A 20,497-nucleotide genomic window follows, 5' to 3' on the forward strand; every position below is an offset into this window, starting at 1 on the left:
GTCTTCAGTGAGAACTATTATCAACTAGCAGGATGCGGTCGGCTGACGACCGTCGAAGGGAGACGCTGATGACAGGCCCCGGACCGAGCACTCGGCATCGCTCTCGCAGCGGCGATCCGCGCAAGCGCGCCCAGCAGCGCGCCGCCGAGCGGCGCGTGCCAGTAACGGTGCTGAACGGCTTTCTCGGCTGCGGCAAGACGACACTGATGGAACGCTTGCTCACCCAGGCCTGGAAGCGACAGCCGCGACTGCGCCCCGCCGTGATCGTCAACGACATGAGCACGCTCGACGTCGATGGGCTCGTCGTGGAAGAGACGGAGGTCGTCGGGCAGTCCCAGGGCAACTTCGCGAGCATCAGCGGCGGCAGCATCCACAGCGCCGAGCTGCTGCCCACCCTCATCGCCCGAGCCGAAGAGGTGATCGAGCGAAGCGATCCGGAGCACCTCTTCATCGAAACCTCGGGCAGCACCCGGCCCTGGCCGCTCATCAAGGCGCTGGCGGCACATCCCCGCCTGGAACTGCACGGCTTTCTGTCTCTCGTCGATGCCGCGATGCTGCGCGACGACTTCGACTGCGGCGAGGCGATCGCTCCCAAGCTCGGGGAGCAGTTTGACAGCGGCGACCTCGGCGTCGAACTGCTGATCGCCGAGCAGGTGATGTTCGCGTCGAGCGTCTACCTGACCAAGCTCGACAAGCTCACCCAGCCGCAGCTCGACCGCGTCGCACGCGCCGTCCACCAGTTGAATCCCGGCGCCGGCATCGTGGGGGTGCACTACGGAAATCTCCGCCTCGACGAAGTACTCGCTCACCCGCGCTATCGCCTTGACCGGGTCGCCCAGCTCGGACGTGAAGTCGACGAGCGGGATGCGCGCTATCCCGAGACGGGGAACCTCGTTTCGCTCGTGCTCGATACCCCGTTGCCTTTCCATCCACGGCGGCTGTGGGATGCCTACACTCAGGCGCTCCCCCAGTCGCTCTACCGGAGCAAGGGCATGGCCTGGATCCCGTCCCGCGACGACAAGGTCCTGCTCTGGAACCAGGCTGCGGGCGGAGTCGATCTCGGGTTCTTCGGCTATTGGAAGGCTGGAGTGCTGCAGCACGACGATGGACGGCTGCTGCCGCGCGAGGTCGAGGGGCTGCGGGCCGAGGTCGACGCCATCGACCCGATCTTCGGGGACCGCAGGACGAGCATCACCCTGCTCGGCGAAGAGGCCGACAGTCGCGCGTTCCTCGCGATTCTGAAGTCGTGCCTGTGCACGGATGCCGAGGTGCAGGCGTGGCGAGCCGGTGAAGACTTCGACGATCCCTGGCCGCAGAGCACCCTCACCGTCGACGGGTACGGTACTCGATAGGCGGCGGCCGCGGATCGCGCGCGGGATCACCGTCGCCGCACGAGGACCACGACGTCATCCAAGGTGGCGGGGACGCCATCGGGGCCGGAGGTCTCGCGCGTCCGTGTCTCGGCATGGAGGACGTCCCAGCGCTGCGGGTCCAGCTCGAGCTGCGCGAGTTCTTCCGCGGGGCTCAGGAACCGGTGCTGGTGATGGGCGGACGCGTCTGCCCACGGGGGAAGCGCGGCGTGCGAGGTGATCAGCAGATGTCCGCCGGGTGCGACGAGCGCGCTGGCCCGCCGCAGGATGCCGTCGCGGGCGAGCGCGACCGGTGAATGCAGAAAGCTCGCGCTGACGAGGTCGTACTCGCCGTCCGGCAACGCCGCGAGGTCCGCGGCGAGGAAGCGCGCGCGACCCGGCGCAGTGCCGGTCGTTTCGGCGGCCGCGGTGGCGCGCGCGATGGCTGTCGGCGAGATATCGATGCCGGTGGCATTCCAACCGTGCCGGGCGAGCCAGACGACATCGGCGCCCTCGCCACAGCCCAGGTCGAGGGCGCGTCCTGGCGCGAGGCCGGCGGCGATGTCGGCGAGCACCCGGTTGACTCTGCCCGACCAGACCCGGTCGGATGCGGCATACCGCTCCTCCCAGAAGTCGGCCGGCGCGACCTGCGGCCACGCTGTGGGATCGTGCACGGCGGCGTCGAAATCCCACGTGACGAGGGCGGCGTTGACGCCGGCGCCGGCGAGAGATCCCGCGCCGATCGACAGAGGCACGTTCGCGGCGGGGTTCGCGATGTTGCCGACGGCCCAGATGCGCTCGTCGCTGGTCCGGCCCATCGCATCGACGGCGAGGAACGATCCGAACGGCGACTCTTCGCGTGCGAGGTCCAGCGGGGCCAAGAAGTCCTCGTGCGGGCGCGGCGCGCCCGCGGTGAAGATCGCATCGACCGGCACGTCGCGCCCGTCGCCGAGACGCACGGCGGCGATGGCCGTCCCCTCCCCGAGGACCTCGGTCACCGGAGCGGGTTCCAGGCGGATGCCGCGGGCGCGCAGCCGCTGCTCCGTTTCGGATGCCACGTCGCCGAGCCCCGCGGTGAAGACCGTGACGCGGTCGCTCCACTGGCGCACGAGCTCGGCTTGATGCAGCCCCATCGGCGAGGTGGTCAGCACGCCCAGGTGCTGATCGCGCACCTCCCAGCCGTGGCAGTACGGGCAGTGCAGCACCGTGACGCCCCACCGCTCCGCCAGTCCAGGAATGTCGGGCAGTTCGTCACGCAGCCCTGTGGCGGCGATCAACGCGCGCGCGAACCGCAGCGTGCCGTCGGAGTCGATCACGCGCACACCATGCGGCATCCGTTCGACAAGCTCGACTGTCCCAGCCGCGAACTCGACGCCGTACGCCGCGGCCTCGGCACGTCCGCGCTCGAGGAACGCGCCCGGTGCAACCCCCTCCTGACCGAGCACGCCGTGCATGTGCGCGGCGAAGCGGTTGCGGGGGCTGCCCGCATCGATCACCAGCACGCGCCTGCGAGCACGGCCGAGCATCAGCGCGGCCGACAGCCCGGCCGGTCCGCCGCCGGCGATGATCACGTCCCATACGTCTCGTTCCATGCGCCCATCCTCTGCGTCACAATGGAGATATCGCAATCTGGCTTGCAGTATCAGCAAGGAAGGGGACGGCATGGTCGACGAGTTGACACAGGTAGGTGCCCGGCTGCGGGCTGCGCGTCAGGCGCGAGGACTGACGCTGGAGGAACTCGCCTCTGGCGCGGGGATGTCCGCGAGCACCCTGTCGCGCCTGGAATCGGGGAAGCGTCAGGCGAGTCTCGAGCTGCTGCTGCCGCTGACAAGGCGACTCCGCATCCGATTCGACGACCTCTTGCCGCAGGCGCCGACCGACCCCCGCGTGCGCCGTCCGATCATCCGCCGCGACGGGCTGATCATCGCACCGCTCGCGCCGGAGCACTCGCCGATCAGCACGTACAAGATCACCTACCCCGCGGGCGGTGCATTGCCCGAACTCCGGGTACACGACGGCTACGAGTGGCTGTATGTGCTCCACGGCAAACTGCGTGTGCGGTTGGGCGAGCAGGACCTCACGCTCAGCCGAGGAGAGGCCGCCGAGTTCGACACCCGCACCCCGCACGCGATGTCCGCGACCGGCGGTCGCCCCGCGCAGGTGATCAGCATCTTCAACGAAGCCGGCGCCCGAATGCACACCCATACGAGCGACTGACCGCGTGTGGAACAGTCGCCGGGGACGGTCACTGCAATTGCCGCGATCGCTCGCCCGAGCGCTGGTGTGCCGGCCGCGTGTGCTCCTGCTGGACGAACCCACGTCTGCCCTCGATCCGTCCTCACGAGGCCACGTGCTCGCGGCGCTCCAGCGGCGGGCTCGGGAGGGCGCTGGCGTCCTCGTCGCCACGCATGAAGCAGACAGCATGTCCGTCGCCGACCGCGTCATCGCGCCACTGGGCAGTGAGTGACGTGATTGTGCTTTGGCGTTCTAGCGCCAAAATGGTGGTATGCCGACGATTCAGATCAAGGACGTCTCCGTAGAAGCACATGCGGTTCTGCGGGAGCGCGCAGCACGCGCCCGCCAATCGCTGCAGGAGTACCTCCGGACGCGCCTGGAGGCCGAGGCCGCGCGCCCCACGGTGGACGACGTGCTCGCCCGGGCGGGGGGCCGGGCTGGCGGATCGCTGCCGCTCGCGGACGCGGTGGCAGCACTGCATGACGACCGTGATCGTCGTTGACGCGAGTGTGCTGGCCACGGCGCTCGCCGACGATGGGGGCGACGGGGACAGGGCCCGGGAGCGGCTGCGCGGTGAAGAGCTGTGCGCGCCGGAGCTGATCGTGCTCGAGGTGGCGTCGGTGCTCAGGCGCCAAGTGCAGTCGCGCGCCCTCGAACCCCGTCGGGCCGGCCTGGCGCTCAGAGACCTCGATGACCTCCCGATCGCTCTCGCCGCGCACCGGCCGCTGCTCCCGCGCGTATGGGACCTCCGCGAGAATCTGACGCCCCACGATGCCTCGTATGTCGCACTGGCCGAGGCGACCGCATCGGTGCTGGTCACCGCTGACGGCCGCCTGGCTCGGGCGCCCGGCATCCGTTGCGAATGTGACGTGCTGACCGGGGCTTAGGTCAAACTTCGACACCCGGGCGCACGAGACACTCTCACTTCTGCGGAGATCTGCACTTCTGAGGACCGAAACCGCGGAAACCCTCCGCAGGACTGCAGATCTCCGCAGTTGTGCGCCCACGCCTGCACAAGATCAGGGCGCAGTCGTGCTCTCTTCGAGGTCGGGCATCCCGTTCGTGAGCCAGGTCTCGAGGCCGGTGATGGTGATGTTGATCGCGAACCGGTAATACGCGACGCGGGCGTCGTGGGATGCCTGGCCGCCAGCGGCGAAGGGGCGGATCATCGCGCGGGCGAAGCCCTCCGCCTGCGGTATCCCGATGGTCATCCGCTCGAAGTCGCGCATCATCGCGGCGTGGTCGCGCGGCCCATCCTCCTCGTGCTGGAGGCGGTCGTCGCCCATCGCGATGGTCGTCGTCGCGGTGTTGACGAGCAGCGCGATGACGCGGGGCAGGTGCTCTCCGAAACCGGCGCGGGAAAGGGGGATGAACCCCGACCCCATGGCGGGGAGGATGGCAGGTACGGTCGGCCCGTGCATCAGGATCCACTTCGCGGTGCCCGGGTACTCCATGACGATGGGCCCCATCTCGAACAGGAGCGTGCGGAACCAGTCCTGCCACTCCAGCGCGGGGTCGGGCGTCACCAACCGCTCGGCGACACGTTCGACGACGCGGCGACAGAGCAGGTCCTTGCCGCCGACGTGGTGGTAGATCGTCGACGGATTGACCCCGAGACGGCGCGCGAGGTCGCGGATCGACCAGGTGAGCAGGTGCGATTCCCTCGTCAATGCCACAGCCGCGTCGATGACGACATCGGGGGTGAGCCCGACGTGGAAAGACTCGTCCGCGCTGACACCCATGTCACGCACCCCTTCGGCTCGGCCGACATCCACGATACAGAGGGCTCTTGTTAGGCATGCCTAACCTGCATAAACTGAACGCGACCTATTGGAACACTGATTGCAACAGTGTACCATTGAGAACTATTCTCAATTTGTATCGGGAAGGCGCTCAGATGTCCGAGATCTCCACCCCCGCCGAAGCGGCGACCGCACCGCGCCCCCACCCGCGACGCCGGTACACGACGCGCACGATCCTCACCGCCGTCGCCCTCGGCGCCGCGGTCGGAGTGATCCTCATCCCGATCAACTTCGCGCAAGGGGCGCTGACGGCGGCCGCCCCGATGGTGGCGGTCGCGATCTATGGCGTGTGGGGCATGTCGGCGCTCATCCCGCTCGCGCTGCTGCGTCGAGCCGGCACCGGCGTGATCGGCGGTACCGCGGCGGGCATCGTCACGATCATCTCCCCGTACGGGGTGTTCATGGTGATCATGATGCGGTTCTGGGGTGTGCTGATGGAACTGCCGTTCCTCGTCACCCGCTACCGCCTCTGGGGCTGGAAGACGTTCACCGTCGCCGGCATCGTGACCGGCGCGATCGCCTGTGCCATGAGCATCGGATCGCTGAACCTGCTGAGCATGGAGACCGGTCTTGTCGTCGGCATCTGCGTCATCCAGGTCGTCTCTTTCGTGATCTGCAGCCTGCTGTCGCTCGCGATTGCGCGCGGGCTGTCGCGCACGGGCATTGCGGGTGGGCGTCGGGAGCGTGTGGCGCGCTGATGTCTTCTCGTCGGTACACCACCCGCACGATCCTCACTGCGGCCGCTCTGGGAGCTGCGGTGGGAGTGCTGATGATCCCCCTGAACTTCGCGCAGAACGCGATCGTGGCCACGATGCCGATCGCCGCCTCGGCGGTCTACGGAATCTGGGGAATGGCGGCGATGGTCCCGCTCGCTCTGCTCCGCCGCGGCGGCGTCGGCGTCATCGGCGCGGCGGCGGCGGGCATCGTGAACGTCGTCTCTCCCTTCGGCGCTCTCATGGTGCTCGGGATGCTGATGTGGGGCGCCGTGATCGAGTTGCCCTTCCTGCTGACCCGGTATCGCCGCTGGGGCTGGCCGATGTTCGTCACCGCCGGGATCGTTGCCGGCGTCCTGTCCTGTGCGAGCATGACTTTCGCCCTGAATCTGCAGGGCGGCGAGTTCTGCGTGTTGATCGGCGTGTACGCCGCGGCCCTGGGCTCTTTCGTCGGCTGCAGCCTGCTCTCCCTCGCCATCGCGCGAGCACTCGCCCGTACCGGCATCACCGGCGGCCGCACCCGGAGACCGGCGAATGCCTGAGCCCCGGCCACAGGACCCCGTGCTCTCGCTGCGCGGGGTCAGCATCCGGTACGACACCGGGGAGGACTGGATCGGCACGGGACTCGACCTGGATATCCGGGCGGGCCAGACGGCGCTGCTGCTCGGCCCGTCGGGGTGCGGAAAGTCGACGTTGCTGCTGGCGATGTCGGGTCTCATCCCGGCCAGCGCCGACGCGGAACTGCGCGGACAGGTGAGGTGCGCCGGCATCGACACGGCGAACGCTCACCCCGGGCAGCTCGCCGCCCACGTCGGGATGGTGTTCCAGGATCCGGACGCGCAGGTCGTGACCGGGACGCTGCTGGATGAGGTCTGTTTCGGCTTGGAGAACCTGCTGGTCCCGGTTTCGGAGATCGAGGACCGCGCCATCGCCGCCCTTCGCCGCGTCGGGCTCGCCACCACGCGGGAGGAGGTGCTGCGCAGCCCCGCGACGCTGTCCGGTGGGGGTCGCCAGCGGCTCGCCATCGCCTGCGCGCTCGCCCTCGAGCCACAGCTGCTCATCCTTGACGAACCGACGGCGAATCTCGACCCGGCGGCGTCGGCGGAGTTCTACGCCACCCTCGCCACTCTGAAGGACCCGTCACGGACGTTGATCCTCGTCGAGCACGAACTCGACGAAGCACTCCCCCTCGCCGACCGGGTGATCGTGCTCGACCGCGACGGCGCGCTGCTCGCGGACGGGACGCCCGGGGAGATGTTCGCGGAGCGTGCGGCCGAACTGCGCGCCCACGGCGTGTGGCTGCCGACGGCGACCGAGATCGCGATGCGTGCGGGGTTGGATGCCGACGCCATCCCACTCCCCCTCGCCCTCCCCGAGCTCGCCGACCGCCTGCTCGGCGAGCCCGGCTTCGCCGCCGCGGTCGACACCGTGGTCGACACGGATCCGAAGCGCCGACCGACGCAGGGCCCGGGCGAGACGGTCGCCCGAGCGCAGCACGCCACCGTGACCCTGGGCAGGCGCGGAGTGCTCGACGGCGTCGAGTTGGAGGTGCGGGCGGGAGAGTTTCTCGCCATCGCCGGCGTGAACGGGGCCGGCAAGAGCACTCTCACGCGCGCTCTCGCCGGACTCGTGCCGCTCAGTGCAGGGCGCATCGAGCTGGAAGGCACCCCGCTGACCTCGTGGGATGCCCGGCAGATCGGCGACCGTATCGGGTACGTGTTCCAGAACCCCGAGCACCAGTTCGTCACCCGCACCGTCCGCGACGAGCTCGGCTACGGCCTGCGCGTCCGCGGCGAGGACGACACCGCCATCGAGCTCGCGGTCGACGCGATGCTCGCCCGTTTCGACCTCGCCCACTATGCCGAGGTGAACCCCTTCCTGCTCTCGCACGGCGAGAAACGGCGCCTGTCGGTGGCGACCGCGCTCATCACCGAGCCACGCATCCTGATCCTCGACGAGCCGACCTTCGGACAGGACCGTGCCCGGGCGCGCGAGATCATCGCGCTCGTCGACGAGCTGAACGCCGCGGGCATCACGATCGTGATGGTTACCCACGACCTTCAACTCATCGCCGATCATGCCCACCGCCTCGCCGTGCTCGCTGACGGCCACCTGCTCGCCGTCGGCGGCACTGCCGAGTTGCTGCGCGATGAGGTGCTGCTTGAGCGCGCGGGGTTGCGGCAGCCGCCGATCTCGCGCCTGGCTCGCCTGCTGCAAGAGCGGGCGGATGAACCGCTGGCCGGGTGGGATGCCGTCTACCGGATCGATCAGCTGCCGGAGGCCGTGGCATGAACACCCCGCTGCGCGGTTGGCTGACCACGATCAACCCGCTCGTGAAACTCACCGCGACCCTGCCGCCGCTGCTCGCCGTGCTCTTCACCCGTGACATGTTCACCCCGGCCGTGATCGCCACGCTCGCGTTCGTCGTGCTCTTGACCGGGCTGCGCGTACGCCTCCGGGTCGTTCTCGTCGGCAAGGCGATCATCCTTCTCGTCGGAGCGTGGACGGCCTTCCCGTTCGCGCTCCTGGTGCGCGCGGACGTCGTCGCTGACACGCCGGTCGTGATCGACGGGTGGATCACCCTTCGGGCCGGGGCGATCAAGATCGGTGCGGCGACGGCGCTGCGCCTGATCGCGGTCTCTGCGCTGGCGCTGCTGGGCTCGGCCGGCACGACCATCGCGAGGCTGAACAGGGCCCTGGTGCGGCAGCTGCACATTCCGTACCGCTTCGCGCACGGCGCACTGGCCGCGGCACGCTTCGCTCCGCGCTACCGGGAAGACCTCGTCACCCTGCGAGCCGCGCATCGCGCCCGCGGCATCATCGACCCGCGCGGGCCCGTCGGCTTCGCCCGTCGCACCGCCCGTTCCACGATCCCGCTGCTGGCAGGGGGTGCCCGCTACGCGGAGCGGCTGTCGCTGGCAATGGATGCCCGTGGTTTCGGTGCTCACCCGACGCGCAGCGACCGTCATCCCGCCGTCATCCGCACCCGCGACCTCGTCTTCGTCGCCGGCAGCTGGGCAGCCTTCGCGGCGGTCTTCGTCACGACCGGGATGCTGGGCGTCGCGCAGTGGAGCGGAGATTTCCATGGCTTCTGAGCCCGGTTTCTGGGAAAGGACACCCGATGAGTGACGCTGAGCGCACCATCTTCTGGCAGATCGCGAAACCCGCGCACCGCGAGATGCTCGTCTCTGGACTGCTGGCGGCGCTCGCCGCGGTGCTCTCCCTCGCGCCGGTGATCGTGCTGCTCGAACTCGCGCGGGCCGTCGAGCCTGCCTTCACCGGCGGCGCCCTCGACGTTCCCCTGCTGTGGGGGCTCATCGCGGGCCTCGTGGTCGCGGTACTGCTGCACGCCCTCTGCACACAGCGGAGCTACCTGGTGAGCCACCGCGCCGACGGAACCCTCGCCGAAGACATCCGGCAGCGGCAGCTCACCAAGCTCACTCAGCTTCCGCTGTCGTGGTTCACGACCACCTCATCGGGCAAGGTGAAGAAGTTCGTGCAGGACGACGTGTCGAAGATCCACATGCTCATCGCGCACGGCGCACCCGACATCACCTCGGCCGTGCTGGTGCCGCTGCTCAGCCTCGGTTACCTCTTCGTGCACGACTGGCGGCTCGGGCTCGTCGCGCTCATCCCCCTGGTGCTCGCTCTCGCGACGATGCCGCTCATGATGCGCGACTACAGTGCACAGGCCGAGCGGTACACCGAGAGCCTGAAAGAGCTGAACTCGTCGATCGTCGAGCTGGTGCGTGGCATCGGCGTGATCAAGGTGTTCCAGCCCGAGGGGAAGAACCAGGGGACGTTCATCGCGCGCTCCCGCGAGTTCGGGACGTTCTACCTCGCCTGGGTGCGATCCACCGTGCACCCCTCCGCGCTCGTGCAGATCTTCACGAGCCCCGTGTTCGGGCTGCTCATCGTCGCGTTGCTCGGCCCGTGGCTCGTCACCTCGCAGGGCATCGCCCCGATCGGCGTGATGGCGGCGCTGCTACTCATCAACAACATCGCCGGCCCCCTGCTCATGCTCGCCCGCATGGGAGTTATGTTCAACGAGGCGAACGAGGCCGCGGCCGAGATCACCGACTTCTTCAACATCCCCGTGCTGCCCGAAGCGGCAGGCACCGCCCAGCCGGCGGACAACGGTCTGGCCTTCGATCAGTTGAGCTTCGCGTACGTCGATGACGTGGCCGTGCTCGACGGCATCACTACCCGCCTCGCACCCGGCTCGGTCACCGCGCTGGTCGGCCCGTCCGGTGCCGGCAAATCGACCCTCGCGCAGCTCATCCCGCGCCTGCTGGATCCGACGAGTGGGGCGGTGCGCATCGGCGGCATCGCAACCACCGACCTCACCGCCGCGCAACTCTACGACCAGGTCGGGTTCGTGTTCCAGGACCCGTATCTGATGCAGCTCAGCGTGCGCGACAACATCCGCCTCGCCAGCCCCGATGCCACAGACGACGAGGTGATCCGTGCCGCGCGTGCTGCGCAGATCCACGAGCGCATCCTCACCCTGCCGCGCGGCTACGACTCGGTCATCGGTCAGGACGCGCAGTTCTCCGGCGGCGAGCAGCAGCGCATCGCCATCGCCCGGGCGATCCTCCGCGATGCCCCGGTGCTCGTGCTCGACGAAGCGACCGCGTTCGCCGACCCCGACTCCGAGGCCGCGATCCAGCAGGCCATCACCGCCCTCGTCACCGGGCGCACCCTCGTCGTCATCGCCCACCGCCTGCACACGATCACGGATGCCGACACCATCCTCGTTCTGGAACAGGGACGGATCACCGAGCACGGCAGCCACGACGAGCTGGTCGCCGCGGGCGGCAGCTACGCCGGCATGTGGCAGCGATACGAGACGTCTCGACACCGAGCAGGAACCGGTGCCGGAAAGGAGAACACACGATGATCCGCATCCTCTGGCAGCTCGGCAACCCCGCCAACCGCAAGGCACTGGCGACGCTGCTCGCCCTGCTGATCATCGCCTCGCTCGCCCTGGCGGTCGGGCTGGTGTTCATCGCCCTGTTCCTCGACGCGCTCTTCTCGGGCGACACCGCGCGCGCGGGTTCGTTCGTGATCTGGGCGGTCGCCTCGTTCCTCGTCTACGCCGTCACCGATTGGCCGGCCGAGGTGATCGCGCAGAAGGTCGGCAGCGAGTACATCCTGCGCATCCACGAGTTGCTCGCGAACCGCGCCGTCGAACTGCCGCTGGGGTTCTTCGACGTCGACCGCTCCGGACAGCTCGGCGTGACCGCGACCAGCGGCGCCGTCTTCGCCGCAAACGCTCCGGGCATGATGCTGCGCCCCATTCTGCAGGGTGCGGTGTCGGCGGGCATCGCAAGCGTGTTCCTCGTCTTCATCGATTGGCGTATCGGGCTGCTCACCATCCTCGTCTCGCTCGTCACCGTCATCGCCTACCGGCGCCTGTTCGCTGCCGTCAAAATCGAGGAGCGCAAGAAGGGCGAGCAGGAGGAGCAGACCGCCGCGCAGGTGCTCGAGTTCGCCCAGGTGCAGCCGGTGCTGCGCGCCGCCGGCCCCGACTCGCTCGGTGAGCGCACCGTGCGGCAGGCGATGCGCGAGCAGCTGCTCATCCTTCGCCGCACCCAGAGTTCGAGCCAGGGGGTGCTGGCCCGGTTGAACACGATCATCACCGTCGGCACGATCCTGGTTTACGCGGCAGCGACCGGGCTGCTGCTTGCCGGACAGCTGCAGCCGGGCATGTTCATCGGCATCGTCGTGCTCGTCTTCACGCTGGCCGGACTCGCCGCCAAGACCCTGCCGTTCGGTGACGGGCTGCAGATGGCGCACAACACCCTCGACGAGGTGCAGAAGGTGCTCCAAGCGGAGACACTGCCCGAGCCCGTCACCGCCGCTGAGCCCACCGACTACGGCATCGAGTTCGACGACGTGACCTTCGGGTATCTGCCCGACACCCCGGTGGTGCAGGGTGTCAGCTTCCGGGTCCCGCCGGGGACCACGACGGCGCTGGTCGGGCCGAGCGGCTCGGGCAAGAGCACTCTCGTCAAGCTCGCGGCGCGGTTCTACGACGTCGATGGCGGTGCGGTGCGCATCGGCGGTCAGGACGTGCGCGACCTCGGCAGTCGCCGCGTGCTCGATTCCCTCGCGATGGTGTTCCAAGACGTCTATCTGTTCGAGGACACGCTGTACGAGAACATCCGGCTCGGTCGGCAGGATGCCGCCCGAGAAGAGGTGCTGCGTGCGGCGGAGCTCGCCGGGGTCACTCAGATCGCCGAGCAGCTGCCGAACGGTTTCGACACCGTCATCAGCGAGGGCGGGCAGAACCTCTCCGGCGGGCAGCGCCAACGCGTATCCATCGCCCGCGCGCTGCTCAAAAATGCCCCCATCGTGCTGCTCGACGAGGCGACCAGCTCGCTCGACATCGACAACGAGCACCTCATTCTGAGAGGGCTCGAAGAGCTGTCGGAGCAGCGCACGACCATCGTGATCGCGCACCGCCTGCACACCATCATCGGCGCCGACCAGATCGTCGTGCTCAGCCCGCACGGCGACGTCGAAGCCGTCGGCACCCACGACGAACTCCTCGTCACGAGCGAACGCTACCGCGGGTTCTGGGGCGAGAAGACCGAGGCGATGGGATGGCGCCTCGCCCGCGGCAGCCAGAGCGGGGCGGGGAATGATTGACATGCAGGATCCGGTACTGCTGGTCGAGGGGATCAGCAAGTCGTTCGGAACGGGAGACAAGCGCAAAGAGGTGCTGCGAGGGCTCGACCTCACGATCCCCGAGGGCAGCATCCTGGCTCTCCTCGGCGCGAACGGCGCCGGAAAGACGACCCTCGTCAACATCCTCTCGACCCTGACGCTGCCCACCGCCGGTACCGCGACGGTCTGCGGTCATGACGTGGTGAAGGATCCGCGCGCGGTGCGCGAGCTGATCTCGCTGACCGGACAGTTCGCCGCGGTGGATGCCGAGTTGACGGGCCGCGAGAACCTCATCTACTTCGCCCGGCTGCGCGGGCTCGGACGCACCGCCGCCCGGGAACGCGCCGACGCACTGCTGGCGAGATTCCGGCTTTCGGATGCCGGGAAGCAGCTCGCCCGCAGCTACTCCGGGGGCATGCGGCGCCGCCTCGACATCGCCGCCTCGCTGATCGTCGAACCCCGGCTGCTGTTCCTCGACGAGCCCACCACGGGCCTGGACCCGCTGTCGCGCCGGGAACTGTGGGAGATGGTCGAAGAACTCCGCACCGCGGGCGTCGCGATCCTGCTCACCACCCAGTAGCTGGATGAGGCCGAGCGACTCGCCGACAACATCGTCCTGCTGCGCGACGGACGCAGCGTGCTCGAAGGATCCCCGGCGCAGGTGCGCTCCCAGTTCGGCACACAGATCTGCCGACTCGAACTCGACTCCGCGGCCGATGCCGTCCGCGCGGGCCGCGAGCTGCTCCCCGCGCGCCTGGGCCTTGAGGCAGACGGCTTCACCATCGAGGGGCTCAGCGTCTCCTTCACCGCCGCGGGTGGCGCCGACGACCTCGCTGCAGCCCTCGCCGCCCTGCGCGAGGCAGACATCCCGGTGACCTCGGCGACGCTCTCCGCGCCCTCGCTCGACGACGTGTTCCTCGAACTCGCCTTCGCCGACGCGGCACCCACAAAGGGCGAGCATTGATGAGTACAGCGATCAGCGCCCCACTCTCCGGCCTCGGTGGAGGACTGTGGCGCAACACCCTGCGGCTCGGGCGCAACCGCGCCTCGCTCGTCTCGGCATTTGTGATCCCAGGCATCATCATGCTCGCGTTCTGGGTCGTGTTCGGTCACGCCGCCTCACAGGCCGGCATCGACTACGCGCTCTTCCTCCTGCCCGCCGCGATGTTCCAGGCCGCGATGTTCACCGCGGGAGGATCGGCGATGGCCTTCGCGGTCGATCAAGAAAGCGGCATCCTGAACCGGCTGCGCGCCATGCCGATCTCGGCGACCATCATCGTCGCGAGCCGCCTGGGCGCGGACCTCATCCGCTCCGTCTCCTCGCTGGCCGTCGTGACCGTCATCGCACTGCTCTGCGGAGCGCGCCCCGACAGCGTTGGCGCGCTGACGGTCGCGTTCCTGATCGCGCTGCTCACCGGCGAGATCCTTGCCATGCTGTTCTGCGGGCTCAGCATCCGTTCCCGGCATCCCGTGGCGACCGCGGGCATCATCCAGGGCATCGAGATGCCGTTCCTCATGCTCTCCACCGCGTTCATCCCCGCCGAGACGCTGCCCGACTGGCTGCGACCGATCGTCGTCCACCAACCGTTCTCACCCGTGATCGACACCATGCGCGCGGTGCTCGGCGGCACCCCGCCCGGGCAGGCCGGCTGGGAAGCCTGCGCGTGGCTGCTCGCAGGCGCCGCCCTCGGGCTGCTCTGGGTGACCCGCTCGCTGAGGAGGATCCGGTGACGGCCATCGCCTCGCAGACGGGTGCACTGCGCCCCGCATCCTGGCCTGTCGCCGTGTCGCTCCACACCGGCCGGCTGCTGCGCCGCTGGATGCGTTCGCCGGCTCTACTGACCATGACGATCCTCATGCCCGTCATGATGATGCTCACCGTCGTGATCATGTTCCGCGGCACGATCGAGCAGTTCTCCGGCGCACCGATAGACCTCACGAAAATCGCGGTCATGATCTCGGTCTCCTCGATGCTCACCGGCGCGCTCATGGGTGCCGGCAGCACCGTGCAAGAACGCCAGGAGGGCCTCGCAGACCGCCTGCGCAGCATCCCCGGCCACAGCTCTGCAAGCTTCGCCGGCCGCATCCTCGCCGAATCCCTCCGCGGCTATCTCGCCGCCCCGATCACCCTGCTCATCGCCCTCGCCTACGGCACAGACCTCGGACCCGCCTCCGGGGCGCTGCGCATGCTCGGGGTGCTGGCCCTCGTCGCCATCGCCAGCGGAGCCTTCGGCGTCATGATGGGCTACCTCGCCGAAACCCCGCAGGGCGCCGTCGCGGCATCCCCCATCGTGATGGTCGCGATGTTCTTCAACACCGCCATGATGCCCCGCGACCTCTATGCCCCCGCCCTGCGGCCCCTCGTCGACGCCTCCCCCATCACGGCCGTCGCGAACCTCACGAGCGACGCGCTCGAAGGCGTCGTCGACACGGGACACATCGCCCTGTTCGCCGCCTGGTTCGGCGGACTGACCCTGCTGAGTGTCGTGGTGGTTGTGCGCAGGTCGCGGCGCGAGGCGGCGTGACCCGGCTCCGCGTCACGCGGCGCGGAGCCGGCCGAGCCGGCGCCGGAGCAGACCGTGCCCGGGGCTGAACAGGTAGACGAGCGCGAACGCTCCGCCTTGCACGAGGACGACGGTGCCGCCGGGCGCGGTGTCCAGCCAGTAGCTGAGGTAGATCCCGACGATGGAGCAGGCCACCGAGATGACCGGAGCGATCACCAGCATCCGGCTGAACCGATCGGTGAGCAGGTAGGCGGTCGCGCCGGGGATGATGAGCATCGCCACCACGAGGATGACGCCGACGACCTGGAGCGCGACCACGGCGGTGAGGGCGAGGAGGCCCAGCAGGAGCGCACCGAGCAGGCGGGGGTTCAGGCCGATCGCGTGGGCGTGGGTGGGGTCGAAGGCGTAGAGGGTGAGGTCGCGACGTTTGACGATCAGGATCACGAACGCGACGGCACCGAGGATGCCGATCTGGGAGAGGTCTGCGACCGAGACGCCGAGGATGTTGCCGAAGATGATGTGGTTCAGGTCGGTCTGGCTGGGGGTGACCGAGATGAGTACGAGGCCGAGGGCGAACAAGGTCGTGAAGACGATGCCGATCGCGGCATCCTCTTTGACGCGGCTGGTGCCGCGGATCGCGCCGATGAGGCCGACGGCGAGGAAGCCGAACACGACCGCGCCGAGGGCGAACGGGGCGCCGAGGACGTAGGCGATCACCACGCCCGGCAGCACGGCGTGCGAGACGGCATCGCCCATGAGCGACCAGCCGACCAGCACGAGCCAACACGACAGCACCGCGCACACGATCGCGGCGATGACGGTGGTGACCAGCGCACGGACCATGAAGTCGTAGGCGAGCGGCTCCAGCAGGGGGTCGAGCGGGCTCACGCCACGTCCTCCTCGCGGTCGAGCACGTCGAGACCGAACGCCATCGCGAGATTCTCCGGCTTCAGCACCTCGTCGACGCCGGCGTGCAGCAGCACTCGACGCATGAGCAGGATCGCCTCGTCGGCGAGGGCCGGGAGAGCGTGCAGGTCGTGGGTCGACACCAACACGGTGTTGCCGTCGGCGGCGAGCTCCTTGAGCAAGCGCACGATGGTGGCCTCGGAGCGCTTGTCGACTCCGGCGAACGGTTCGTCCAGCAGCAGGACCTCGGCGCCCTGCGCGATTCCGCGGGCGACGAAGGCGCGTTTGCGCTGTCCGCCGGAGAGCTGCCCGATCTGCCGGTCGGCGTACTCGGTCAGCTCCACCCTCTCCAGCGCCTTTGCGACAGCAGCCCGATCGGCCGGACAGATACGGCGCGTGAAGCCCTGATGTCCGTAGCGGCCCATCATCACGACGTCCCGCACCGAGACCGGGAAGGCCCAGTCGACCTCCTCGCTCTGCGGCACGTACCCGATCCGTCCCCGCTTGCGCGCTGCGGCCGGGTCCGCGCCGTCGATGCGCACCCGGCCCCGATCGGGACGGATCATGCCCATGATCGTTCTGAACAGGCTCGACTTGCCCGACCCGTTCATCCCGATCAGCCCGCACACCCGCCCCGCATCCACCCGAAGCGAGACACCGTCGAGGGCGAGCACCTCCCCATAGCGGACCGTGACGTCCTGGACCTCGATGGCCGCGGTCACGAGGCGCGGCCGGTCAGTGCGTCGATGATCGTCGCCGCGTCATAGCGGATCAGGTCGAGGTAGGTGGGCACCGGCCCGTCGGCCTCCGACAGCGAGTCCACATAGAGGATGCCGCCGAAGTCGGCGTCGGTCGCGTCCACGACCTGCTGCATGGGCCGATCGGAGACGGTGGATTCGCAGAACACCGCCGGCACGTCGTTCGCCTTGACGAACTCGATCGCCGAGGCGATCTGCTGCGGGGTGGCCTGCTGCTCGGCGTTGACCGGCCAGATGTACTTCTCGGTGAGGCCCGCGTCACGCGCCAGGTACGAGAAGGCGCCCTCGCAGGTCACCAGCGCCCGCTGGTTCGCTGGCAGCTCCGACAGCTGGCCGACGAGATCGTCCTGCACCGCCTGCAGCTGCGCCTTGTACGCCTCTCCGTTGGCTGCGAAGTCGGCCGCGTGCGCCGGATCGAGGTCCGAGAACGCGTCGACCATGTTGTCGACGTAGAGCTGTACGTTCAGCGGGCTCATCCAGGCGTGCGGGTTGGGCTTTCCCGCGTAGGCGTCCTCGGTGATGTCCATCACCTGCACCCCCTCGGAGACGACGACGTGCGGCACGTCGAGGCCGTCGACGAACTGCGCGAACCACACTTCGAGGTTCAGCCCGTTGTCGAGGATCAGGTCCGCGTCGGATGCCTTTCGGATGTCTCCCGGCGTCGGCTCGTAGCCGTGGATCTCTGCGCCAGGCTTCGTGATCGACTCGACGGTCAGGTGGTCGCCGGCGACGTTCTGCGCGATGTCCTCGAGCACCGTGAACGTCGTCAGCACGACGGGCTTCTCCCCCGCCGACGTACTCGCCGTCGGCGAGCAACCTGCGAGCAGCAGGACCGAGGCGACAGCGGCGGCGAAGACGGGCGGGAGGAGGCGAGGAGATTTCGGCATACCGAAAACATAGAGTTTCGGCTCGCCGAAATCAAGCTCCGTCGCGACGCATGCCCGATCCCGGTGCGAGCGTAGCGACGGCGAGGACGATGGTGCCGCAGGCCGCGACGGTGATCCAGCCGAGCAGCATCGCGCCAGAGGCTGCGAGCGTGCCTGCCAGTGCCACGCCGAGGGCCGTGCCGACCTGTCGGGCGGTGGAGGTGATGCCGCCGGCGACACCGGAACGGTCGATCGGGAGGCTGCTGACGGCGGTGTTCGTGATGGGCGGGTTGCCGAGCCCGACGCCGAGGCCGATGAGGAGGTAGGCGGTCAGCAGCACCGGCAGGCTGAGCCCCGCCGTCAGAGCGGTGAGTAGTCCACCACCGAGGGTCAGCAGCACACCAGAGGCCAGCATCGGGATGCGGGGGCCGACTCCGCCGACGAGGTAGCCGGCCACGGGTGCGACCGTGATGGCGCCCGCCGCCATCGGCAACGTCGCCGCCCCGGCCGCGAGCGGCGTCCAGCGTTCGGTGTCTTGGAGGAGCACGGTGGTCAGCAACAGCGTCATGCTGAACCCGACGAAGATCGCGACGGCGCCGAGAACGGCCCCGGCGAACCCGGGATGCCGGAACAGGGCCGGTTCGATCAGCGGTTCGAGGCGCCGTGATTCTCGATTGCGCGCGCCATCCTCAAGCGGGCCCCGATCGTGATGCTCGACGAAGCGACCGCGGCGCTCGACCCCGAGAACGAACGCTACGTTCAGGCGACGCTGGAAACCCTCAAGAACACCTCGACTCTGCTGATCATCGCCCACAAGCTCTCCACGGTTGTGCGGGCAGACCAGATCATCGTCCTCGATGAGCGCGGTCACATCGCCGAGACAGGTCGGCACGACGAGCTGCTCGCGCTCGGCGGTCGCTATGCCGCGTCCTGGAATGAGCGCACCACGGCGGCCGGATGGCGGTTGCTTTCCGGCCGTTGCAGCGCCGGAGCGGCACCGCACGGCCTGACCCCGACCGACGCTCAGTACCAGAAGCTCAATCGCGGCGCGGTCGTCCACGCGAACAGACGAGCGATGCGGGCGGGGTCGTCGGCGGTGAGGCGCCCGGCGTGCGCGAGCGTAACGGGCGAGACCCCGCCGAGCAGCACTGCCGACAGCTCCGCGACGCCGAGCCGCACGACGGGAACACCCACGGGCGGGTCGTCGACGAGGTCGACGGCGGCGGTGCCGTCGGCATCCGTCGTCACGAGGAACGTCCCCGACGCGATCTCCAGCGGGTCGGCGACCTCGAGGACCACGGCGTCCGCGACGTCGTAGCGGCGCGCGGAGAGAGTTCTCGGCACGTCGAGCACCCGTACGTACTGATGGTCGCGCACGGTGATTGTCGCGGCGCGCTGGTCGGCGATCATCCACCACAACGGCTCCGCCGTCGACAGCTCCGACGCGTTGAGCGTCCCGATGAGATCCATCGACAGGAAGAAGCGCCACAGCCCCGCGTACGCGTCGTCGGTCGCAGCGACGAGCAGCGAGAGGTCGACGACGGATGCCGTGTAGTCGTCCTCGTTCTCGGTGACCCGGTAGACCGCGACACCGTCGACCTCGCCGGCGGGGGACCGGTACTGCACGACGCGCAGCTGATCGGCCTTGACGGCATCGGGGCGCGTGCCGAAGAAGCGATCCCAGTGGCCGCCGGGCATCTCGATCTCACCGGGAGAGGTCAGGCGCACCCTCTCGTGAAGATCCTCGACCACGCCGCGCCCCTGCTCGCGGGTCACGAAGTCGACGCGCCCCGGCGCGTCAGGCCCGATCCAACGCGCCCGGTGCACGTCGATCCTCCACTGCGCCGCCGCCGCAGCCGGCGCGAAGCCGAACCGGCCGTAGATCGTGGCTTCGCTGACGGTCAGCACCGCGACCGGCAGCCCCCGATCGAGCGCCGTCCGCAGCTCGCCCGCCATGAGCTCGCGCAGGATCCCCCGGCGCCGGTGCGTCGGGGCGACCGTCACGGAACTGATCGCGCACGAGGGCACCGTCCCGCCCGGGACGGTCAGCTCGGCGGCCCACGACGCGAACGTCGCGACGGGCACCTCGGGCTGCGGCGCCGACTCGTCGAACACGCCGAGCTTGCGACGGTAGGCGCCGCGATCGAAGAACGCCTCACGCTGCGCGTCGTTGCGCTCACCGTCGAGGAACCCGCGCGCGACGGCCTGCAGCCACGGGTCGGTCTCGCCGCGCTGCGTGTCGTCGACCCGGCGCACGACCAGGCCGCCCGCGGCGAGCGCATCGGTCATGGCGCGGTCGAGGGACGCGTCGTGATGATGACGATGGTGGGCGGTCATGGTGCTCCGTTCAGGATGGGGCGAATCGGCGAGGGTCGTGTGCAGCTCAGTGCTGCTCCGTGATCAGTACGCGACGACGCGAGCACCCGGCACAGGGCCGTGGACGTGGAGCACGCGCCGGCCGGATGCCGCGAGCCCCGCGGCCAGCCGGTCGCCGGAGCGTTCGTCGGCCACGAGGAACGCCACCGTCGGGCCGGAGCCGGAGACGAGGCCAGCGAGCGCCCCGGCATCCTCCCCCTCCTGCAGCACGTCGGCGAGGTCGGGACGCAGCGACAGAGCCGCTTCCTGCAGGTCGTTGCGAGTGGCGGCGGCAAGGGCGGCGGGGTCGCCCGCGCGCAACGCCTGCAGCACGCTC

Annotated in this window: 21 protein-coding genes and 1 pseudogene; 14 read left to right on the forward strand and 8 right to left on the reverse strand. The window is 69.2% G+C overall.

What is annotated here, in order from left to right; translation table 11 throughout:
- Positions 1-68: 68 nt before the first annotated feature.
- The gene (locus WBP48_RS06190; protein ID WP_424437661.1) at positions 69-1,352 is read left to right on the forward strand and encodes a CobW family GTP-binding protein; all 1,284 of its coding nucleotides are present in this window, start codon (positions 69-71) and stop codon (positions 1,350-1,352) included.
- Between the two features lie 26 nt (positions 1,353-1,378).
- Here WBP48_RS06190 and WBP48_RS06195 read toward each other — a convergent pair whose 3' ends face one another.
- Positions 1,379-2,941 carry an FAD-dependent oxidoreductase gene (locus tag WBP48_RS06195; protein ID WP_424437664.1) on the reverse strand — a complete coding sequence of 521 codons (1,563 nt, stop codon included), beginning with the start codon at positions 2,939-2,941 and terminating at the stop codon, positions 1,379-1,381.
- A 70-nt stretch (positions 2,942-3,011) separates the two neighbouring features.
- Between WBP48_RS06195 and WBP48_RS06200 the strand changes: the two genes are divergently transcribed.
- The 3 genes from WBP48_RS06200 to WBP48_RS06210 all read left to right on the forward strand — a co-directional run bounded on the left by WBP48_RS06200 (position 3,012) and on the right by WBP48_RS06210 (position 4,471).
- Positions 3,012-3,566 (forward strand): XRE family transcriptional regulator, encoded by a 555-nt coding sequence (locus WBP48_RS06200; protein WP_424437667.1) that lies wholly within the window; start codon positions 3,012-3,014, stop codon positions 3,564-3,566.
- A gap of 289 nt (positions 3,567-3,855) precedes the next feature.
- Positions 3,856-4,086 (forward strand): FitA-like ribbon-helix-helix domain-containing protein, encoded by a 231-nt coding sequence (locus WBP48_RS06205; RefSeq protein ID WP_424437670.1) that lies wholly within the window; start codon positions 3,856-3,858, stop codon positions 4,084-4,086.
- Complete coding sequence (locus WBP48_RS06210; protein ID WP_424437673.1) at positions 4,064-4,471, forward strand: type II toxin-antitoxin system VapC family toxin; 408 nt, start codon at positions 4,064-4,066, stop codon at positions 4,469-4,471. Before WBP48_RS06205 ends, WBP48_RS06210 begins: the two co-directional genes overlap by 23 nt.
- Positions 4,472-4,603: 132 nt before the next feature.
- Here WBP48_RS06210 and WBP48_RS06215 read toward each other — a convergent pair whose 3' ends face one another.
- Complete coding sequence (locus WBP48_RS06215; protein WP_424437676.1) at positions 4,604-5,326, reverse strand: TetR/AcrR family transcriptional regulator; 723 nt, start codon at positions 5,324-5,326, stop codon at positions 4,604-4,606.
- 155 nt (positions 5,327-5,481) lie between these two features.
- Between WBP48_RS06215 and WBP48_RS06220 the strand changes: the two genes are divergently transcribed.
- From WBP48_RS06220 to WBP48_RS06265, 10 genes are read left to right on the forward strand one after another with little or no spacing between them, the layout of a single operon-like run.
- Positions 5,482-6,084 carry an ECF transporter S component gene (locus WBP48_RS06220; protein WP_424437679.1) on the forward strand — a complete coding sequence of 201 codons (603 nt, stop codon included), beginning with the start codon at positions 5,482-5,484 and terminating at the stop codon, positions 6,082-6,084.
- Positions 6,084-6,641, forward strand: a complete 558-nt coding sequence (locus tag WBP48_RS06225) for an ECF transporter S component (RefSeq protein WP_424437682.1) — start codon at positions 6,084-6,086, stop codon at positions 6,639-6,641. The genes WBP48_RS06220 and WBP48_RS06225 overlap by 1 nt, the downstream gene beginning before the upstream one ends.
- The gene (locus WBP48_RS06230; protein ID WP_424437685.1) at positions 6,634-8,391 is read left to right on the forward strand and encodes an ABC transporter ATP-binding protein; all 1,758 of its coding nucleotides are present in this window, start codon (positions 6,634-6,636) and stop codon (positions 8,389-8,391) included. The genes WBP48_RS06225 and WBP48_RS06230 overlap by 8 nt, the downstream gene beginning before the upstream one ends.
- Entirely contained in the window at positions 8,388-9,194 is an 807-nt protein-coding gene (locus WBP48_RS06235; RefSeq protein ID WP_424437688.1) for an energy-coupling factor transporter transmembrane component T, read from the forward strand. The genes WBP48_RS06230 and WBP48_RS06235 overlap by 4 nt, the downstream gene beginning before the upstream one ends.
- Before the next feature lie 26 nt (positions 9,195-9,220).
- The gene (locus tag WBP48_RS06240; protein WP_424437691.1) at positions 9,221-10,999 is read left to right on the forward strand and encodes an ABC transporter ATP-binding protein; all 1,779 of its coding nucleotides are present in this window, start codon (positions 9,221-9,223) and stop codon (positions 10,997-10,999) included.
- The gene (locus WBP48_RS06245; protein ID WP_424437694.1) at positions 10,996-12,753 is read left to right on the forward strand and encodes an ABC transporter ATP-binding protein; all 1,758 of its coding nucleotides are present in this window, start codon (positions 10,996-10,998) and stop codon (positions 12,751-12,753) included. The genes WBP48_RS06240 and WBP48_RS06245 overlap by 4 nt, the downstream gene beginning before the upstream one ends.
- Positions 12,746-13,351 carry an ABC transporter ATP-binding protein gene (locus tag WBP48_RS06250; protein ID WP_424437697.1) on the forward strand — a complete coding sequence of 202 codons (606 nt, stop codon included), beginning with the start codon at positions 12,746-12,748 and terminating at the stop codon, positions 13,349-13,351. Before WBP48_RS06245 ends, WBP48_RS06250 begins: the two co-directional genes overlap by 8 nt.
- 57 nt (positions 13,352-13,408) lie before the next feature.
- Positions 13,409-13,735: a DUF4162 domain-containing protein gene (locus tag WBP48_RS06255; protein WP_424437700.1), complete on the forward strand. Its 327-nt coding sequence runs from the start codon at positions 13,409-13,411 to the stop codon at positions 13,733-13,735.
- Complete coding sequence (locus tag WBP48_RS06260; protein WP_424437703.1) at positions 13,735-14,502, forward strand: ABC transporter permease; 768 nt, start codon at positions 13,735-13,737, stop codon at positions 14,500-14,502. The genes WBP48_RS06255 and WBP48_RS06260 overlap by 1 nt, the downstream gene beginning before the upstream one ends.
- Positions 14,499-15,296, forward strand: a complete 798-nt coding sequence (locus WBP48_RS06265) for an ABC transporter permease (RefSeq protein ID WP_424437706.1) — start codon at positions 14,499-14,501, stop codon at positions 15,294-15,296. The genes WBP48_RS06260 and WBP48_RS06265 overlap by 4 nt, the downstream gene beginning before the upstream one ends.
- Positions 15,297-15,308: 12 nt before the next feature.
- Here the strand turns inward: WBP48_RS06265 and WBP48_RS06270 are convergent, their stop codons facing one another.
- The 6 genes and pseudogenes from WBP48_RS06270 to WBP48_RS06295 all read right to left on the reverse strand — a co-directional run.
- Entirely contained in the window at positions 15,309-16,163 is an 855-nt protein-coding gene (locus tag WBP48_RS06270; protein ID WP_424437709.1) for a metal ABC transporter permease, read from the reverse strand.
- Positions 16,160-16,903: a metal ABC transporter ATP-binding protein gene (locus WBP48_RS06275; RefSeq protein WP_424437716.1), complete on the reverse strand. Its 744-nt coding sequence runs from the start codon at positions 16,901-16,903 to the stop codon at positions 16,160-16,162. The genes WBP48_RS06270 and WBP48_RS06275 overlap by 4 nt, the downstream gene beginning before the upstream one ends.
- Positions 16,900-17,826, reverse strand: coding sequence for a metal ABC transporter substrate-binding protein (locus tag WBP48_RS06280; protein ID WP_424437719.1), 927 nt, complete (start codon positions 17,824-17,826; stop codon positions 16,900-16,902). Before WBP48_RS06280 ends, WBP48_RS06275 begins: the two co-directional genes overlap by 4 nt.
- 31 nt (positions 17,827-17,857) lie before the next feature.
- A complete protein-coding gene (locus WBP48_RS06285; RefSeq protein ID WP_424437722.1) occupies positions 17,858-18,865 on the reverse strand; it encodes an MFS transporter in 1,008 nt (335 codons plus the stop codon).
- Positions 18,829-20,142 carry a GNAT family N-acetyltransferase gene (locus tag WBP48_RS06290; RefSeq protein WP_424437725.1) on the reverse strand — a complete coding sequence of 438 codons (1,314 nt, stop codon included), beginning with the start codon at positions 20,140-20,142 and terminating at the stop codon, positions 18,829-18,831. Before WBP48_RS06290 ends, WBP48_RS06285 begins: the two co-directional genes overlap by 37 nt.
- Positions 20,143-20,205: 63 nt before the next feature.
- Positions 20,206-20,497, reverse strand: a pseudogene (locus tag WBP48_RS06295) (4-(cytidine 5'-diphospho)-2-C-methyl-D-erythritol kinase); the annotation flags it as partial.

Origin of the sequence: Microbacterium sp. (assembly GCF_049661145.1) — a bacterium.
Lineage (GTDB): Bacteria > Actinomycetota > Actinomycetes > Actinomycetales > Microbacteriaceae > Microbacterium.